At 67.3% G+C, this 13,860-nt stretch carries 12 protein-coding genes; 6 read left to right on the top strand and 6 right to left on the bottom strand.

What is annotated here, in order from left to right:
* From DK459_RS14775 to DK459_RS14750, 6 genes are all read right to left on the bottom strand, one after another.
* On the bottom strand, nucleotides 1-419 hold a 419-nt coding region (locus DK459_RS14775), incomplete at its 3' end, for an AMP-binding protein (protein WP_146221902.1).
* Between the two features lie 9 nt (nucleotides 420-428).
* Nucleotides 429-920 carry an aromatic-ring-hydroxylating dioxygenase subunit beta gene (locus DK459_RS14770; protein WP_054439459.1) on the bottom strand — a complete coding sequence of 164 codons (492 nt, stop codon included), beginning with the start codon at nucleotides 918-920 and terminating at the stop codon, nucleotides 429-431.
* Nucleotides 917-2,230 (bottom strand): aromatic ring-hydroxylating dioxygenase subunit alpha, encoded by a 1,314-nt coding sequence (locus tag DK459_RS14765; protein ID WP_006388957.1) that lies wholly within the window; start codon nucleotides 2,228-2,230, stop codon nucleotides 917-919. Before DK459_RS14765 ends, DK459_RS14770 begins: the two co-directional genes overlap by 4 nt.
* A 26-nt stretch (nucleotides 2,231-2,256) precedes the next feature.
* Complete coding sequence (locus DK459_RS14760) at nucleotides 2,257-3,234, bottom strand: PDR/VanB family oxidoreductase (protein ID WP_047992564.1); 978 nt, start codon at nucleotides 3,232-3,234, stop codon at nucleotides 2,257-2,259.
* 21 nt (nucleotides 3,235-3,255) lie between these two features.
* The gene (locus DK459_RS14755) at nucleotides 3,256-4,800 is read right to left on the bottom strand and encodes an indolepyruvate oxidoreductase subunit beta family protein (RefSeq protein WP_054472838.1); all 1,545 of its coding nucleotides are present in this window, start codon (nucleotides 4,798-4,800) and stop codon (nucleotides 3,256-3,258) included.
* A gap of 11 nt (nucleotides 4,801-4,811) precedes the next feature.
* Entirely contained in the window at nucleotides 4,812-7,037 is a 2,226-nt protein-coding gene (locus DK459_RS14750; RefSeq protein WP_110134891.1) for an indolepyruvate ferredoxin oxidoreductase subunit alpha, read from the bottom strand.
* 371 nt (nucleotides 7,038-7,408) lie between these two features.
* Here DK459_RS14750 and DK459_RS14745 point away from each other — a divergent pair, with 371 nt between their 5' ends.
* The 6 genes from DK459_RS14745 (at nucleotide 7,409) to DK459_RS14720 (ending at nucleotide 13,648) form a co-directional block, all read left to right on the top strand.
* Nucleotides 7,409-7,900: a MarR family winged helix-turn-helix transcriptional regulator gene (locus DK459_RS14745; protein ID WP_035199584.1), complete on the top strand. Its 492-nt coding sequence runs from the start codon at nucleotides 7,409-7,411 to the stop codon at nucleotides 7,898-7,900.
* A 226-nt stretch (nucleotides 7,901-8,126) separates the two neighbouring features.
* The gene (locus tag DK459_RS14740) at nucleotides 8,127-9,698 is read left to right on the top strand and encodes an ABC transporter substrate-binding protein (protein WP_006388962.1); all 1,572 of its coding nucleotides are present in this window, start codon (nucleotides 8,127-8,129) and stop codon (nucleotides 9,696-9,698) included.
* Nucleotides 9,699-9,761: 63 nt separating this feature from the next.
* Entirely contained in the window at nucleotides 9,762-10,751 is a 990-nt protein-coding gene (locus tag DK459_RS14735; protein WP_006388963.1) for an ABC transporter permease, read from the top strand.
* On the top strand, nucleotides 10,751-11,665 hold the full coding sequence (locus DK459_RS14730) for an ABC transporter permease (RefSeq protein ID WP_006388964.1): 915 nt from the start codon (nucleotides 10,751-10,753) through the stop codon (nucleotides 11,663-11,665). Before DK459_RS14735 ends, DK459_RS14730 begins: the two co-directional genes overlap by 1 nt.
* Nucleotides 11,666-11,675: 10 nt before the next feature.
* Nucleotides 11,676-12,656: an ABC transporter ATP-binding protein gene (locus DK459_RS14725; protein WP_006388965.1), complete on the top strand. Its 981-nt coding sequence runs from the start codon at nucleotides 11,676-11,678 to the stop codon at nucleotides 12,654-12,656.
* Nucleotides 12,653-13,648 (top strand): ABC transporter ATP-binding protein, encoded by a 996-nt coding sequence (locus DK459_RS14720; RefSeq protein WP_054443175.1) that lies wholly within the window; start codon nucleotides 12,653-12,655, stop codon nucleotides 13,646-13,648. The genes DK459_RS14725 and DK459_RS14720 overlap by 4 nt, the downstream gene beginning before the upstream one ends.
* The last annotated feature ends 212 nt before the right edge of the window (nucleotides 13,649-13,860 follow it).

Below are 13,860 nucleotides of genomic sequence, written 5' to 3'. Positions count from 1 at the left end.
GGTCCCATCACGCGCAGCGGCCGGCCGGCGCGCTCGGCGGCGGACAACAGGTCGGCGTGGCGCTCGGGCAGGGCGACGGCCAGCGCGATTTCGGAATGGCCGGTCAGGTACTCCAGTTCGGCCGCGCGCAGGTCGGGATTGATCGGCACCACCGACACGCCCAGCGCGTTGAGCGCGAACCAGTGCAGGAAGAAGGCGGGACGGTTTTCCAGCAGCAGGCCGGCGCGGTGGCCGTGGCCGTAGCCGGCGCGGGCATAGGCCGCGCGCAGCGTCTCGATGGCGCTGGCCGCCTGGGCGTAGGTCAGCTCGCCGGCGCCGATGCCATAGATGCCGGCGGTTTCCGGCAGGATGCACAGGAAGGGCCGGGCGCCATGCCGGGCCGCGGTGTCCAGAAAAGCCTGGTGGACGGTGGGGCTCACAAGCCGCTCCTACATGAACAATTGGATGTTGCCGAATGCGGCGTCGCAGTTCACCAGGTCGACGCGCTTGAGGCGGATGCGCAGCGCGCCGTCCTGCTCGACCAGATGATGCGTGGCCCAGCCGGCGTACAGGGTCTGCGCGTCCTGCCGCGTTTCGACGTAGTGGAAGGCGGTGCGCACCACGTGGCGGCCCTGGTCCGGCGCCGAATCGGGATGGTCGTGTTCGACCGTGGGCGCCTGCAGCAGATGATGGCAACGGCTCTTGGGCTGCTGCGAGAAGGTGCGCTGGCCGGCCAGGCGCTCGACCCGCACGCGCAGCAGCAGCTTGTCCTCGTACATGAGCGAGGCGTGCAGCCTGGCGTCGGTCTGGCCGTGGGCCAGCGGCATCCAGTAGTAGCCATCGTCGGCGTACAGTTCCAGCCAGTCCTCGAAGCGCAGCTCGTCGAGCAGGCGCGCCTCGGCGTAGACGAAATCGATCAGGTCGCGGTCGCTCAAGCTCATGCCTGCTCCGTCATGTAGCGGCCCCATGCGCGGTACTGGTTGCGCATCTGCCATTCGTTGGTGCCGTTGGTGGTGACGTTCTTCTGGCCGAGCTCGGCCGGGTCGTACAGGCGGCCGACGTTGACCCAGTCGCGGGCGCGCGATTGCAGGCCGTCCTGGGCGCGCTCGTACATCTCCAGGTCGTCGTGGCCGACCACCGAGGTGGGCGCGTTGATCAGGCGGTTGTACATGAGGGTGCGTTCCAGCAGCAGGTCGGGCGCGCCGACCAGGCGGAAGGTCCACGACTCCACCAGGGTGCGGTCGGCGGCGATCGGCTTGAACACGCGCAGGGTCTGGATCGGGCCCTTGACCATGATGTTGGGGAAGTACACGGTGTTGTGGCGCACGTCGCCCAGGATCTGGTGGGCGCGTTCCTCGCCGTAGGCCGCGACCATGGACTCCCAGTAGCCGGGAATGCCGGAATACGCGGCATGGATCGAGTCGGACACGCCGGTATGGCCGTGGCCGTTTTCCCAGACGCGGATGCCCATGTTCTCGAAGAATTCATACGGCGAGATGAACGGCGCGAACAGTTCTACAGCCATCGGCTTGGGCGTGCCGGCCGGGGCCTGTTCCCAGACCTTGACCGCGGTGCCGGCCGACGACTCGTGCGCCACCATCGGGTGGCAGGTGTCGGTCTGGTTGTCGACCAGCATCTTCCAGTTGCAGCGGTGCATGTAGCGCAGCACGCCGCCGGCCACTTCCAGCCGGCCCTCGGGCGAGCGGTCGACCATGTTGTCCAGCGTCGACAGCGCGTCGCCGAAGAAGTCCTCGAACGACTGGCCGTTCGGGTTCAGGCGGCAGAACACGAAGCCGCGATGGTTGCGCACGTCTTTCACCGCCGCCATGCCCTGGCTGGCCTCGCACTGCTCCAGGCCGGTGTTCTCATAGCCCTTTTTCAGCGGGATCGACAACAGGCTGCCGTCGGTCTTGAAGGTCCAGGCGTGATAGGGACAGCGGAAGAACTTGCCGGTGTTGCCACAGGCGTCGCCCGCCACCATGGTGCCCTTGTGCGGGCAGCGGTTGTGCAGCACGCGCACCGAGCGGTCGCTGTGGCGCACCATCACCACCGGCTGGTTGCCGACGGTGGTGGTGATGTAGTCGCCGGGGTTGGGCACCTGGCTGTCGTGGCCGACGTAGACCCAGGTGTTGGCGTACAGCCGTTCCATCTCCAGGTCGAACAGTTCGTCGTCGATGAACAGGTCCTTGTGCACCTCGGTCTCGCGCAGCAAGGCGCGGATGGCATCGGGGTTGTCGCGGTATTTGGCCATCGTGGTCTCCTCTTCTCGCGCCCGGCCTACAGGTCCAGCACCAGGCGCGCCGACTTGGCGCGCGAGATACAGATCTGGATGATCTTGCCGCTGGCTTTCTCGGTATCCGACAGGTAGTAATCGCGGTGGTCCGGCTCGCCTTCCAGCACGGTGGCCTGGCAAACGCCGCATTCTCCGCGCTTGCAGTCGTACATCGGGTCGCAGCCTTCTTCTTCCATCACCTCGACGATGGTCTTGTCGGCGGGAATGGTCAGCACCCGGCCGGACTGGCGCAGCTCGACCTCGAAGGGCTGGTCGCCGGCCTGCGGCGCGGCGCTGGTGAACAGTTCGAAATGGATGTGGGCGTCGGGCCAGTGGCGCGCGCGCGCTTCCTGGATGACGGCGTCTATCAGGCCCTTGGGACCGCAGACGTACAGATGCTGGCGTGGACTGGCGGCGTCCAGCAGCGCCTTCAGGTCGAAGCGGCAGGAGGCATCATCGTCGGCGTGCAGCACCAGCGCGTCGCCGGCCAGCGCCTGCAGTTCCGGCAGGAAGGCCAGTTGGTCGCGGCTGCGGCCGCTGTAGTGCAGTTCGAAGGCGCGGTTGGCGGACTTGAGCGCCGCCGCCATCGACGCCACCGGCGTGATGCCGATGCCGCCGGCGATCAGCACCACCGGCTCGTCGCCGGCCGGGCCCTCGTGCAGCGGGAAGTCGTTTTTCGGCCCTTCGACGCTGAGCGTGTCGCCCACCGCCAGCCCGTGCATGTGGCGCGAGCCGCCCGCGCTGGCTTCTTCCAGCCGCACGCCCAGGCGGTATTCGACGGGTTCGGCGAAGCGGCCGGCTTCCGGCGCCAGTTGCACCAGCGAGTAGCAGCGCGGCTCGCGCAGGCCCGGCACGCTGACCTTCAGGTGGGCGCCGGGGCCGAAGGCGGGCAGGGCGCCGCCGTCTTCGCGCGCCAGGCGCAGCGAGCGGATCAGCGGCGATTCCTGCCGGACTTCACGGACGATGAGTTTCAGGGTTTGCACGGCGTCGTCTCTATATCGATATCAGGCGGCCAGTTTCTCGGCCAGTTGGCGTTCCATGGGGCCGCATTTCTCGTCGGCCAGCGCGGCCTGGCGCAAGGCGCGCAGCGAAGCCGCGGCATCGGGCCGGCCCGCCAGTTGGGCGGCGGCCGCGATCAGCTGGCGGTACTTGCCGCCGCCGCGCGCGTGGGTGTCGCTGTAGCCCTTGACCAGGCGGCGGCAGTTGACGGTCTCGACCGCCAGGTCGTAGTCGCGCGGCGCCAGGCTGGCGATCAGGTCGAGCCATTGCGTCAGGCCTTCGGATTCGATCTGGTGGCGCAGCGTGCGGCGGCGGAAGCGGCGCATGCCGGCCAGCGTGTACAGCATCAGGAAGCCGCCCAGCGTGCCGCTCTGCATGCGGCGGCCCTTGCCCAGGTGGCGTTCGACGAAGCCGCCGAAGGCCTTCGACCGTTCCAGCCAGCGGCCCAGCCCGGCCGGCAGCGTGCCGCAGATCTCTTCGAGCCGCGGGTGCATGAATTCGGTGGTGTAGACCAGCTGATCCGGCTTGGCGCCGACTTCGGCGCGCACCCGCTCGAAGCGGCTGCCTCGCGTCTTCAGGTCGGCCACGCGGATCACGTCGTCATAGGCCATGGCGGTGGCCAGGTAGCGCGCGGCGGCACAGGTCAGCGCCCATTGCTTCGATTCGCCACCGTGGCGCGCGTCCAGTTCGCGGATCGCGGCCATGCGGGCCAGGTAGTCCTCGGCGTATGCCAGGTCCTGGAATTCGATCTGGCGGCGCGCGCCGGCCGTCAGCATCGGCTGCGCACAGGCGGGAAAGTCGCGGGTGATGCGGTCGAGCAAGGCTTGCGCTCTCGGGCTGGCGGCGCGCTCGGGCACGACAGGGACCGGGCGCGCCAGATCGATCGCGGCCGGTTGCGCGGGCGCCTGGTCGGCGGCCTCGAAGCCCAGCGCGAAGGCGCGCAGGCTGGCGTCCACGCCGACGCCGGCGCGGCGCACGGTGGCCTCGAAGTCGTCGCGCGAGAACGGCAGCGCGCCGCTGCCGGCCACGGCGCCGAACAGGCTGGCGCTGATGACGCTGCCGGCGCGGTCGGCCAGGTCCTGCAGGTCGAAGCAGAGGAAGCGGCGGGCCGCCGCGCGGCCGGCCTCCAGCACCTTGTTGGGATCGGCGATGCCGTTGCCGGGGGCCGATTTTTCGCTGACCGCGTAGCTGCGGTGCGACGAGGCGATCAGCACGCTGCGGTCGGGCGTCACCAGCCCGCGCTGGATGGCGCGGCCGCCTTCCATCAGCTCGGCCGCCACCACCAGGTCGACGTCGCCCGGGGTGGGCATCAGCGCCAGCGCCGGCGGGCGGCCGGCGCGCGTCACGTCGGACTCGGGTAGCAGTTCCAGGTAATAGATGGTGGCGCCGGTGCGTTGCGCCACGCCTGGCACCGAAGTGGTCTGGGCCCACCAGCCGGCGTGCTCGGCCATGTCGACGATCCAGTCGGCCAGCACGCCGCCGCCCTGGCCGCCCATGGCCAGGATGGCGATCTTGATGGGAGTGCCTTGCTGCAATGCCACCGGGTTCATGGGGCGGGTCCTCACAGGGCGAATTTGGCCAGGCGCGCTTCGCGGCGGCGCTGCAGGTAGCCGATCACGCCCTGGCGCAGGCGCGCCAGGAAACGGTCGCGGCCGCTGGGGTTGTGGACGATGTCGGCGCGGTAGAACGACGGGCACAGCACGGCGGCGTGCGCCACTTCGCCGCAGTTGCCGCAGCCGACGCAGCTGCTCTCGACGTGGGCCACCGGATCTTCCTTGAGCGGATCGCCGCTGTCCTTGACCGTCAGCGACGGGCAGCCGGACAGCCGGATACAGGCGTGGTCGCCGGTGCAGACGTCGGGGTCGACGCCGAAGCGTTCCTTGACCACGCGCTTGCCCGCCTTGACCGCCTGGTTGAACAGCGGCTTGATGCGGCGCTGCTTGTTCAGCATGCATTCCGACTGCGCGATGATGACCTTGGGGCCCTTGACGTCGGTGGTCAGCGCTTCCTCGATGGTGGCGCGCACCTTGGCGACGTCATAGGTGCGGTCCAGCGTGCGCACCCACTTCACGCCCACGCCGCGCACGGCCTGGTCGATGGGATTGTTGGTGGAGCGGTCCGGATTCTCGGCGCGCGAGGACAGGATGTCCTGGCCGCCGGTGGCCGAGGCGTAGAAGTTGTCGACGATGACGATGACGCCGTCGTACTTGTTGAACACCGCGTTGCCGATGCCCGAGGCCAGGCCGTTGTGCCAGAAGCCGCCGTCGCCCATGATCGAGATGGGCCGCTTGGCCGCCGGCACGTTGAAGGCCGCGGCGCTCGATGCGCCCAGGCCGTAGCCCATGGTGGTCGCGCCCAGGTTGAACGGCGGCAAAATCGAGAACAGGTGGCAGCCGATGTCGCAGGAAATGTGGTGCTGGCCCAGCGTTTCCTGCGCCAGCGTCAGGGCCGAGAAGATCGGCCGTTCCGGACAGCCGGTACAGAAGCCGGCCGGGCGCGGCGGCACCACCGCGGCGAGTTCGGCGACGTGCTTGTGGAAGGTGATGGGCTGCTCGGCCGGCCGCGGCGCGGGCTTGGGCCGCGTGATCTCGGTGACCTGCAACGTCGTTTCCGCCGCAGCGCTGTCGGCGGCCACGGCGGGATGGGTCTGCAGCGATTCGGGGCGCTCGCGCTTGAGGAATTCGCGCAGGCCGTCGCGCATCACCTGGGTGGTGTATTCGCCGGCCATCGGCAGCACGTCCTTGCCGGACAGCTTCGTATCGACGCCGGCCTTGCGCAGCACCGCGTGCAGGGCCTGTTCCAGGTAATCGGGCTGGCCTTCCTCGAGCAGCAGCACGGCGCGCTTGCCGCGGCAAAAGTCGATGACCTCGTCTTCGATGACAGGGTAGGCCACGTTCATCACATACAGCGGAATGCGGCTGTTGCCGAAGTTGTCCGCCAGGCCCAGCAGTTGCAGGGCGCGGATCACGCCGTTGTACAGGCCGCCCTGCAGGATCAGGCCGATGTCGTCCTGGTCGCCGTCGAAGTGCTCGTTGAGCTTGTGTTCCTTGATATAGCGGATGGCGGCGGGCCAGCGTTCCTTGATCTTTTCCTGCTCGTGCAGGAACGAGGCCGGCGGCAGCACGATGCGGCTGGTGTCGCGCGCCGGGCTTTCCAGCGCCTGGGCCAGCGAGAACGCCGGCCGCTTGTTGTCCTTGGCGATGAAGCGGCCGTGCACGTGGCAGCCGCGGATACGCAGTTGCAGCATCACCGGCGTCTTGCTGGCTTCCGACAGCGCGAAGCCGTCTTCCACCGCCTTGACCATGCTTTCCAGGTTGGGACGCGGATCGAGCAGCCAGATCTGCGACTTCATGGCGAACGCGTGCGAGCGTTCCTGCATGATGGACGAGCCTTCGCCGTAGTCCTCGCCGACGATGACCAGCGCGCCGCCGGTGACGCCGCCCGATGCCAGGTTGGCCAGCGCGTCGGAAGCGACGTTGGTGCCGACGGTGGATTTCCAGGTGACCGCGCCGCGGATCGGGTACATGACCGAGGCGGCCAGCGTGGCGGCGGCGGTGGCCTCGGAGGCGCTGGCCTCGAAGTGCACGCCGAGTTCCTGCAGGATGTCGTTGGCGTCGGCCAGCACGTCCATCAGGTGCGAGATGGGCGAGCCCTGGTAGCCCGCGACGTAGCCCACCCCGGATTGCAGCAGCGCCTTGGTGACCGCGAGGATGCCCTCGCCGCGGAACTCTTCGCCCGCGCCGATGCGCAACTGCTGGACTTCTTTCTTGAAAGACCTTTCAGCCATCTCGAACTCCTCCACGCGGACCGGCATCCGGGTCCCGAAGCCATGCTGCTGCGCAGCACGCCCATGTCACGAAATTTCGCTCTGAAAAATACTTTAGGAGTCAACGTTTTAGCTGTCAACAAAAAAGATGAAATTTCATGGAATCAAAAAAATATCACGCTAAAACAAGGGTGTATATACTGGTTGTTCTCTATCCGAAGGACCGGGAAGAGGCGCTTTGATGGTGCAAAAACGGGTTGCGATTCGGGGTATACCCTGTGCTGCGCAACAGCATTGCGCCGCGTCATGGCGCAGGCCGGCGCCAACGTGGTGCAATGCGCCTGCCGGCCTCGGGTCGCCTATTCAATATTGATGCGTGGGAGCAGAACAACATGCGGTCGGACAAGCACGGCGATACCCTGGCCGGCGGCGCGCGGTTCGTCGACGACTACCTGGCCTACCTGCTGGCGCAGGCCAGCCAGCGCATTTCGGCGGAGTTCCACCAGCAGGTGAAGGCGGCCGGCCTGTCGGTCACCGAATGGCGGGTGCTGGCCAGCCTGGAAGGCAGCGCGGGCGAGACCATCGGCGACCTGGCGGTGCTGGCCATCACCAAGCAGCCGACGCTTAGCAAGGTGGTGCAGCGCATGGAGGCCGAAGGGCTGGTGGCGCGCAACGGGGTGCGCGCCGACCGGCGCCAGACCCGGGTCTGCATCACCACCAAGGGCCGCAACCTCATTGCCGCGCTGTGCGAGCAGGCGAAGCAGCACCAGAAGGCGGTGCTGGCCCCTTTCGGCGAAGAAAAGGCCGCCCTGCTGATTGACATGCTGCGGGTGCTGATGACCGAGCATGTGCCGCTCGACCTGCCGCTGGACGCCGACGAGTAGGGCGGCACCGGGCCGCCCGGGGAGCAGCCCTTGATGAGGCGCGTTGCGGTCGGGTGAACACTGTTTACATCAAGAGAACAGCGATTTTTTTGTCATATTTTTATACGTCCCTAAATAGGTTCTCCCTGGGAAAACCCCCTCCGGTACGCATAAACCCTTAATTGACGCGGGTCTTGGCGCTAGGCAATATCGCGCCGGTATTCAGACTACAGTCAGGAGTTGAACCATGCGCCGCACTTTGATTGCCATCGCGATCGCCGCCGCCGTGGCCGTGCCCTCGATCGGGCAGGCCAAGACCTTCCGTTGGGCCGCCCAGGGCGACATCCTCACCTTCGATCCGCACTCGCAGAACGAAGGCATGACGATCGCCGCCAACAGCTATGTCTATGAACCGCTGGTGGACTACGACAAGGACTTCAAGGTGGTGCCGCGCCTGGCGACCGAATGGCAGCAGGTCTCGCCCACGCTGTACCGCTTCAAGCTGCGCCCGGGCGTCAAGTTCCACGACGGCGCCGCCTTCACGGCCGACGACGTGGTGTTCTCGGTGCATCGCGCCATGGCGCCCACCTCGAACTACAAGGCCTACACCACCGGCATCAAGGAAGCGCGCAAGATCGACGACCTGACGGTCGAGATCGAGACCACGGCGCCCAACCCGGTGCTGCTGCGCCAGCTGCCCAACGTGTTCATCATGAACAAGGCCTGGTCGGAGAAGAACAACATCGCCAAGCCGCAGGACTTCGTCAACAAGGAAGAGACCTACGGCGCGCGCAACACCAACGGCACCGGCCCGTACAAGCTGAAGTCGCGCGAAGTCGACGTGCGCACCGTGTTCGAAGAAAACAAGGACTGGTGGAACAAGGCCGGCAAGGTCGGCAACGTGACCGAAGTGGTGTTCACGCCGATCAAGCAGAACGCCACGCGCACCGCGGCGCTGCTGTCCGGCGAGATCGACTTCGTGCTCGACCCGGCCGCGCAGGATCTGGACCGCCTGCGCCAGTCGGCCAAGGTGGTCGAGGGCAACGAGTACCGCACCATCTACCTGGGCCTGGACCAGAAGCGTCCCGAGCTGCAGTATTCCAACATCAAGGGCAAGAACCCGTTCCAGGACATCCGCGTGCGCGAGGCGCTGTACCGCGCCATCGACGTCGACGCCATCAAGCGCGCCGTGATGCGCGGCCTGTCGGCGCCCACCGGCACCATGATCGCGCCGCAGGTCCACGGCTGGACCGAGTCGCTGCACAAGCGCGTGCCCTACGATCCCGAAAAGGCTCGCGCCCTGCTCAAGGAAGCCGGCTACGATGGCACCCTGAACTTCACGCTCGACTGTCCCAACAACCGCTACATCAACGACGAAGCCATCTGCCAGGCCGTGGTCGGCATGTGGGCCAAGGTGGGCGTGAAGGCGACCATGAACGCCATGCCGCGTTCGACCTACTTCCCCAAGGTGCAGAGCTCCGACACCAGCGCCTACCTGTTCGGCTGGGGCGTGCCCACGTTCGACGCCATGTACACGCTGCAGAACCTGATCCGCACCAAGGGCGAGGGCGCGGACGGCATGTACAACCTGGGCAACTACAGCAACAAGGAACTGGACGCGATCATCGACCGCATCAAGACCGAAACCGACGCGGCCAAGCGCGACGCCGACATCCACAAGGTGCTGGAAGTGCACGCCAAGGAATTCGGCCACATCCCGCTGCACGACCAGGTCATTCCCTGGGCCATGCGCAAGAACGTGTCGGTGATCCACCGCGCGGACAACCGCCTCGTTGCCGACTGGGTCAAGGTCGACTGACCCCGCCCCGGCTAACCAGACAGCGAAGCCCCGCGGGGCTTCGCCGTTTTGCCTTTCCCGCCTATGTTTGCTTTCATACTGCGTCGCCTGTTGCAGGCCGTAGCGGTGATGCTCACCGTCGCGCTACTGGCCTTCGTGCTTTTCCAATACGTCGGCGACCCTGTCACCATCATGCTGGGGCAGGACGCCACCGATGCCGAGCGCATCGAGCTGCGTGAGCGCCTGGGGCTGAACGAGCCCGCCATCGTCCAGTTCGGCCATTTCGTGGCCAACGCCGCCCAGGGCAATTTCGGCATTTCCCTGCGCCAGAGCGAACCGGTCTCGAGCCTGCTCAAGTCGCGCCTGCCGGCCACGCTGGAGCTGTCCCTGGTGGCGGCCCTGCTGGCGCTGGTGGTGGGCGTGCCGCTGGGCGTGTACACCGCGCTCAAGCGCAACAGCCTGCTGTCGCAGCTGCTGCTGGCCGGTTCGCTGCTGGGCGTGTCGTTGCCGACCTTCCTGATCGGCATCCTGCTGATCCTGGTGTTCTCGGTGCAACTGGGCTGGCTGCCCAGCTACGGCCGCGGCGACACCGTGGCGCTGGGCTGGTGGACCTCCGGCCTGTTCACCGCCAATGGCTGGAAGCACCTGATCCTGCCGTCGATCACGCTGTCGCTGTTCCAGATGACGCTGGTGCTGCGGTTGGTGCGCTCCGAAATGCTGGAGGTGCTGCGTTCGGACTACATCAAGTTCGCCCGCGCCCGCGGCCTGAAGCGGCGCGCCATCCATTTCGGCCACGCGCTCAAGAACACCATGGTGCCCGTCATCACCATCACCGGACTGCAACTGGGCGGCATCATCGCTTTTGCCATCGTGACCGAGACGGTGTTCCAGTGGCCCGGCATGGGGCTGCTGTTCATCCAGGCGGTGCAATTCGCCGACGTGCCGGTGATGGCCGCGTACCTGTGCCTGATCGCGCTGGTGTTCGTGGTGATCAACCTGATCGTCGATCTTCTGTATTTTGTCGTGGACCCGCGCCTGCGTTCGGGGCTGACCCGCGGCGGAGGTGGCCACTGATGCGCGCCGTTCTGAAACGCTGGTGGGACAGCGACATTGCCTGGGCCTGGCGCCGGGCGCCCGTGGCTATCGTCGCCACCGTCATGCTGGCGCTGCTGCTGATCGGTTCCTTCGGCGCCGGCTGGGTGGCGCCGCACAATCCGTTCGACCTGACCAAGGTCGAGCTGCTGGACGCGTTGTTGCCGCCGGCCTGGTCGCCCAACGGCCAGTCGACCTATCTGCTGGGCACCGACAGCCAGGGCCGCGACCTGTATTCGGCGATCCTGTACGGCACCCGCGTGTCGCTGCTGATCGGCCTGGCCTCGGTGCTGCTGTCGATGCTGATCGGCATCGTGCTGGGGCTGATCTCGGGCTACGCGGGCGGACGCATCGATGCCTTCATCATGCGCATCGCCGACGTGCAGCTGTCGTTCCCGGCGATCCTGATCGCGCTGCTGATCGATGGCGTGGCGCGCGCGGCGGTGCCGCGCGAGCTGCACGAGATCATCGCGTTCCCGGTGCTGATCGGCGCCATCGCGCTGGCCGGCTGGCCGCAGTACGCGCGCACGGTGCGCGGTTCGACCCTGGTGGAAAAGAACCGCGAATACGTGCAGGCGGCGCGCGTGATCGGCGTGGCTTCGCCCGTCATCATGTTCCGCCACGTGCTGCCCAACGTGCTGGGGCCGGTGCTGGTGCTGGCCACCGTGCACCTGGCGACGGCCATCATCACCGAGGCGACGCTGTCGTTCCTGGGCGTGGGGGTGCCGCCGACCGCGCCGTCGCTGGGCACGCTGATCCGCATCGGCAACGATTTCCTGTTTTCCGGCGAATGGTGGATCACCATCTTCCCGGGCGCGGCGCTGGTGCTGCTGGTGCTGTCGGTCAACCTGCTGGGCGACTGGCTGCGCGACGCATTGAATCCACGCCTGAATTAGAGATATACCCATGAGCGCATTACTTGAAGTCCGCAATCTGCGCGTCGAGTTTCCGACGCGCCGCGGCACGCTACGCGCCCTGGACGACGTGTCCTTTTCGATCCAGGCGGGCGAAGTCCTGGGCGTGGTGGGGGAATCGGGCGCCGGCAAGTCGCTGACCGGCGCGTCGATCATCGGCCTGCTGGAACCGCCTGGCCGCATCGCGGCCGGCGAGATCCTGCTGGCGGGCCGGCGTATCGACAACCTGCCCGACGAGCAGATGCGCCGCGTGCGCGGCCGCGAGATCGGCGCGGTGTTCCAGGACCCGCTGACCTCCCTGAATCCGCTGTACACGGTGGGCCGGCAACTGGCCGAGACCATCGTGACGCATCTGGACATGAGCTGGTCGCAGGCGCGCAACCGCGCGGTCGAGCTGCTGGCGGCCACCGGCATCCCGGCGGCGCGCGAGCGTATCGATCATTACCCGCATCAGTTCTCGGGCGGCATGCGGCAGCGTGTGGTGATCGCGCTGGCGCTGGCGGCCGAGCCGAAATTGGTGGTGGCGGACGAGCCGACCACGGCGCTGGACGTGTCGATCCAGGCGCAGATCATCGAGCTGCTCAAGCGCCTGTGCCGCGAGCAGGGCACGGCGGTGATGCTGATCACGCACGACATGGGCGTGATCGCGGAAACGGCGGACCGGGTGGCGGTGATGTACGCGGGACGCGTGGCCGAGATCGGCCCCGTGCGCGACGTCATCCACCAGCCGCGCCATCCGTACACGACGGGGCTGATGGGGTCGATTCCGTCGCTGCAAGGGCATGCCGAGCGGCTGGTGCAGATCGATGGCAGCATGCCGCGCCTGAACGCGATTCCGCCGGGCTGCGCCTTCAATCCGCGTTGCGGCCGGCGCCTGCCGCGCTGCGGCCAGGACCGGCCCGAACTGATGCCGGCGGGCACGTCCCGCGCGGCCTGTTGGTTGCATGAAAACGAAGTCGAGGTGACGCCATGAGCACGCCGTTGGTGGAAGTGAAGGACGCGGCGCGCTGGTTCGATGTGTCGCCGCCCTGGCTGGAGCGCAAGCTGGCGGGCAAGCCGCGGGTGATGCTGCGCGCGGTGGACGGCGTGTCGTTCGAGATCAATCGGGGCGAGACACTGGCGCTGGTGGGCGAGTCGGGCTGCGGCAAGTCGACGGTGGCGCGCATGCTGGTGGGGCTGTATGGGCTGACGCGTGGCGACATCCGTTTCGACGGCCAGCCGCTGTCGCGCATGTCGGAGCCGGGCGGGCGCGAGCTGCGCAAGCGGCTGCAGATGATTTTCCAGGATCCGTACGCGAGCCTGAATCCGCGCTGGCGCGTCGGCCGCATCATTGCCGAGCCGATGCTGACGCATACGAAAATGACGCCGGCCGAGCGCACGGCGCGGGTCGGCGATCTGCTCAGGCAGGTGGGGCTGGATCCGGCCGACCAGAGCCGTTATCCGCACCAGTTCTCGGGCGGGCAGCGCCAGCGCATTTCGATCGCGCGGGCGCTGGCGGTGAATCCGGAGTTCCTGGTGTGCGATGAGCCGACCTCGGCGCTGGATGTGTCGGTGCAGGCGCAGGTGCTGAACCTGATGAAGGACCTGCAGCGCGAGCTGGGGCTGACCTATCTGTTCATTTCGCACAATCTGGCGGTGGTGCATCACGTGGCCGATCGGGTCGGGGTGATGTATCTGGGGCGGATGGTGGAGGTGGCGCCGCGCGACGAGCTGTTCGCGCGGCCGCGGCATCCGTATACGCGGATGCTGCTGGCGGCGATTCCGGATATCGATGGGACCGGGAAGCCGCGCACTGCGGTGGCGGGGGAAGTGCCGAATCCGTTGAATCCGCCGTCGGGGTGCACGTTTCATCCTCGGTGTCCGCATGCGAATGAGCGGTGCAGGGGGGAGGCGCCTGTGGCTCGGGTGGCGGAGCTGGCGGTTGTGGCTTGCCATGCGGTGGAGGAGGGGCGGATTGCGGGGTGATCTTTTGCTGTCTTAGTCTTGCGGGTTGTTTGAGTTCTTGAGGCGTCTGTCGCGGCGGGCGGCGGGGTGTGCGGGGCTACGATTGCGGTCCGGAGCGTTCGCTCCGGACTGCCCCTGCGTCATCCTCGTCCGCCTTCGGCTCCCTACGGATTCCCTTGGGCGCATCTACACGCCCCGCACACCCCGCCGCCCGCCGCGACAGACTTGCGTCA

Source organism: Achromobacter sp. RW408, from assembly GCF_003184165.1.
Taxonomy (GTDB): Bacteria; Pseudomonadota; Gammaproteobacteria; order Burkholderiales; family Burkholderiaceae_B; genus Achromobacter; species Achromobacter xylosoxidans.
This window is presented reverse-complemented; position numbering and strand designations above follow the sequence as displayed.

What these genes read in the sequence shown, in the direction of transcription:
- DK459_RS14770 (WP_054439459.1), bottom strand. Translation starts at nt 920, where the DNA reads ATGAGCTTGAGCGACCGCGACCTGATCGATTTCGTCTACGCCGAGGCG.
- DK459_RS14765 (WP_006388957.1), bottom strand. Translation starts at nt 2,230, where the DNA reads ATGGCCAAATACCGCGACAACCCCGATGCCATCCGCGCCTTGCTGCGC.
- DK459_RS14755 (WP_054472838.1), bottom strand. Translation starts at nt 4,800, where the DNA reads ATGAACCCGGTGGCATTGCAGCAAGGCACTCCCATCAAGATCGCCATC.
- DK459_RS14750 (WP_110134891.1), bottom strand. Translation starts at nt 7,037, where the DNA reads ATGGCTGAAAGGTCTTTCAAGAAAGAAGTCCAGCAGTTGCGCATCGGC.
- DK459_RS14745 (WP_035199584.1), top strand. Translation starts at nt 7,409, where the DNA reads ATGCGGTCGGACAAGCACGGCGATACCCTGGCCGGCGGCGCGCGGTTC.
- DK459_RS14740 (WP_006388962.1), top strand. Translation starts at nt 8,127, where the DNA reads ATGCGCCGCACTTTGATTGCCATCGCGATCGCCGCCGCCGTGGCCGTG.
- DK459_RS14735 (WP_006388963.1), top strand. Translation starts at nt 9,762, where the DNA reads ATGTTTGCTTTCATACTGCGTCGCCTGTTGCAGGCCGTAGCGGTGATG.
- DK459_RS14730 (WP_006388964.1), top strand. Translation starts at nt 10,751, where the DNA reads ATGCGCGCCGTTCTGAAACGCTGGTGGGACAGCGACATTGCCTGGGCC.
- DK459_RS14725 (WP_006388965.1), top strand. Translation starts at nt 11,676, where the DNA reads ATGAGCGCATTACTTGAAGTCCGCAATCTGCGCGTCGAGTTTCCGACG.
- DK459_RS14720 (WP_054443175.1), top strand. Translation starts at nt 12,653, where the DNA reads ATGAGCACGCCGTTGGTGGAAGTGAAGGACGCGGCGCGCTGGTTCGAT.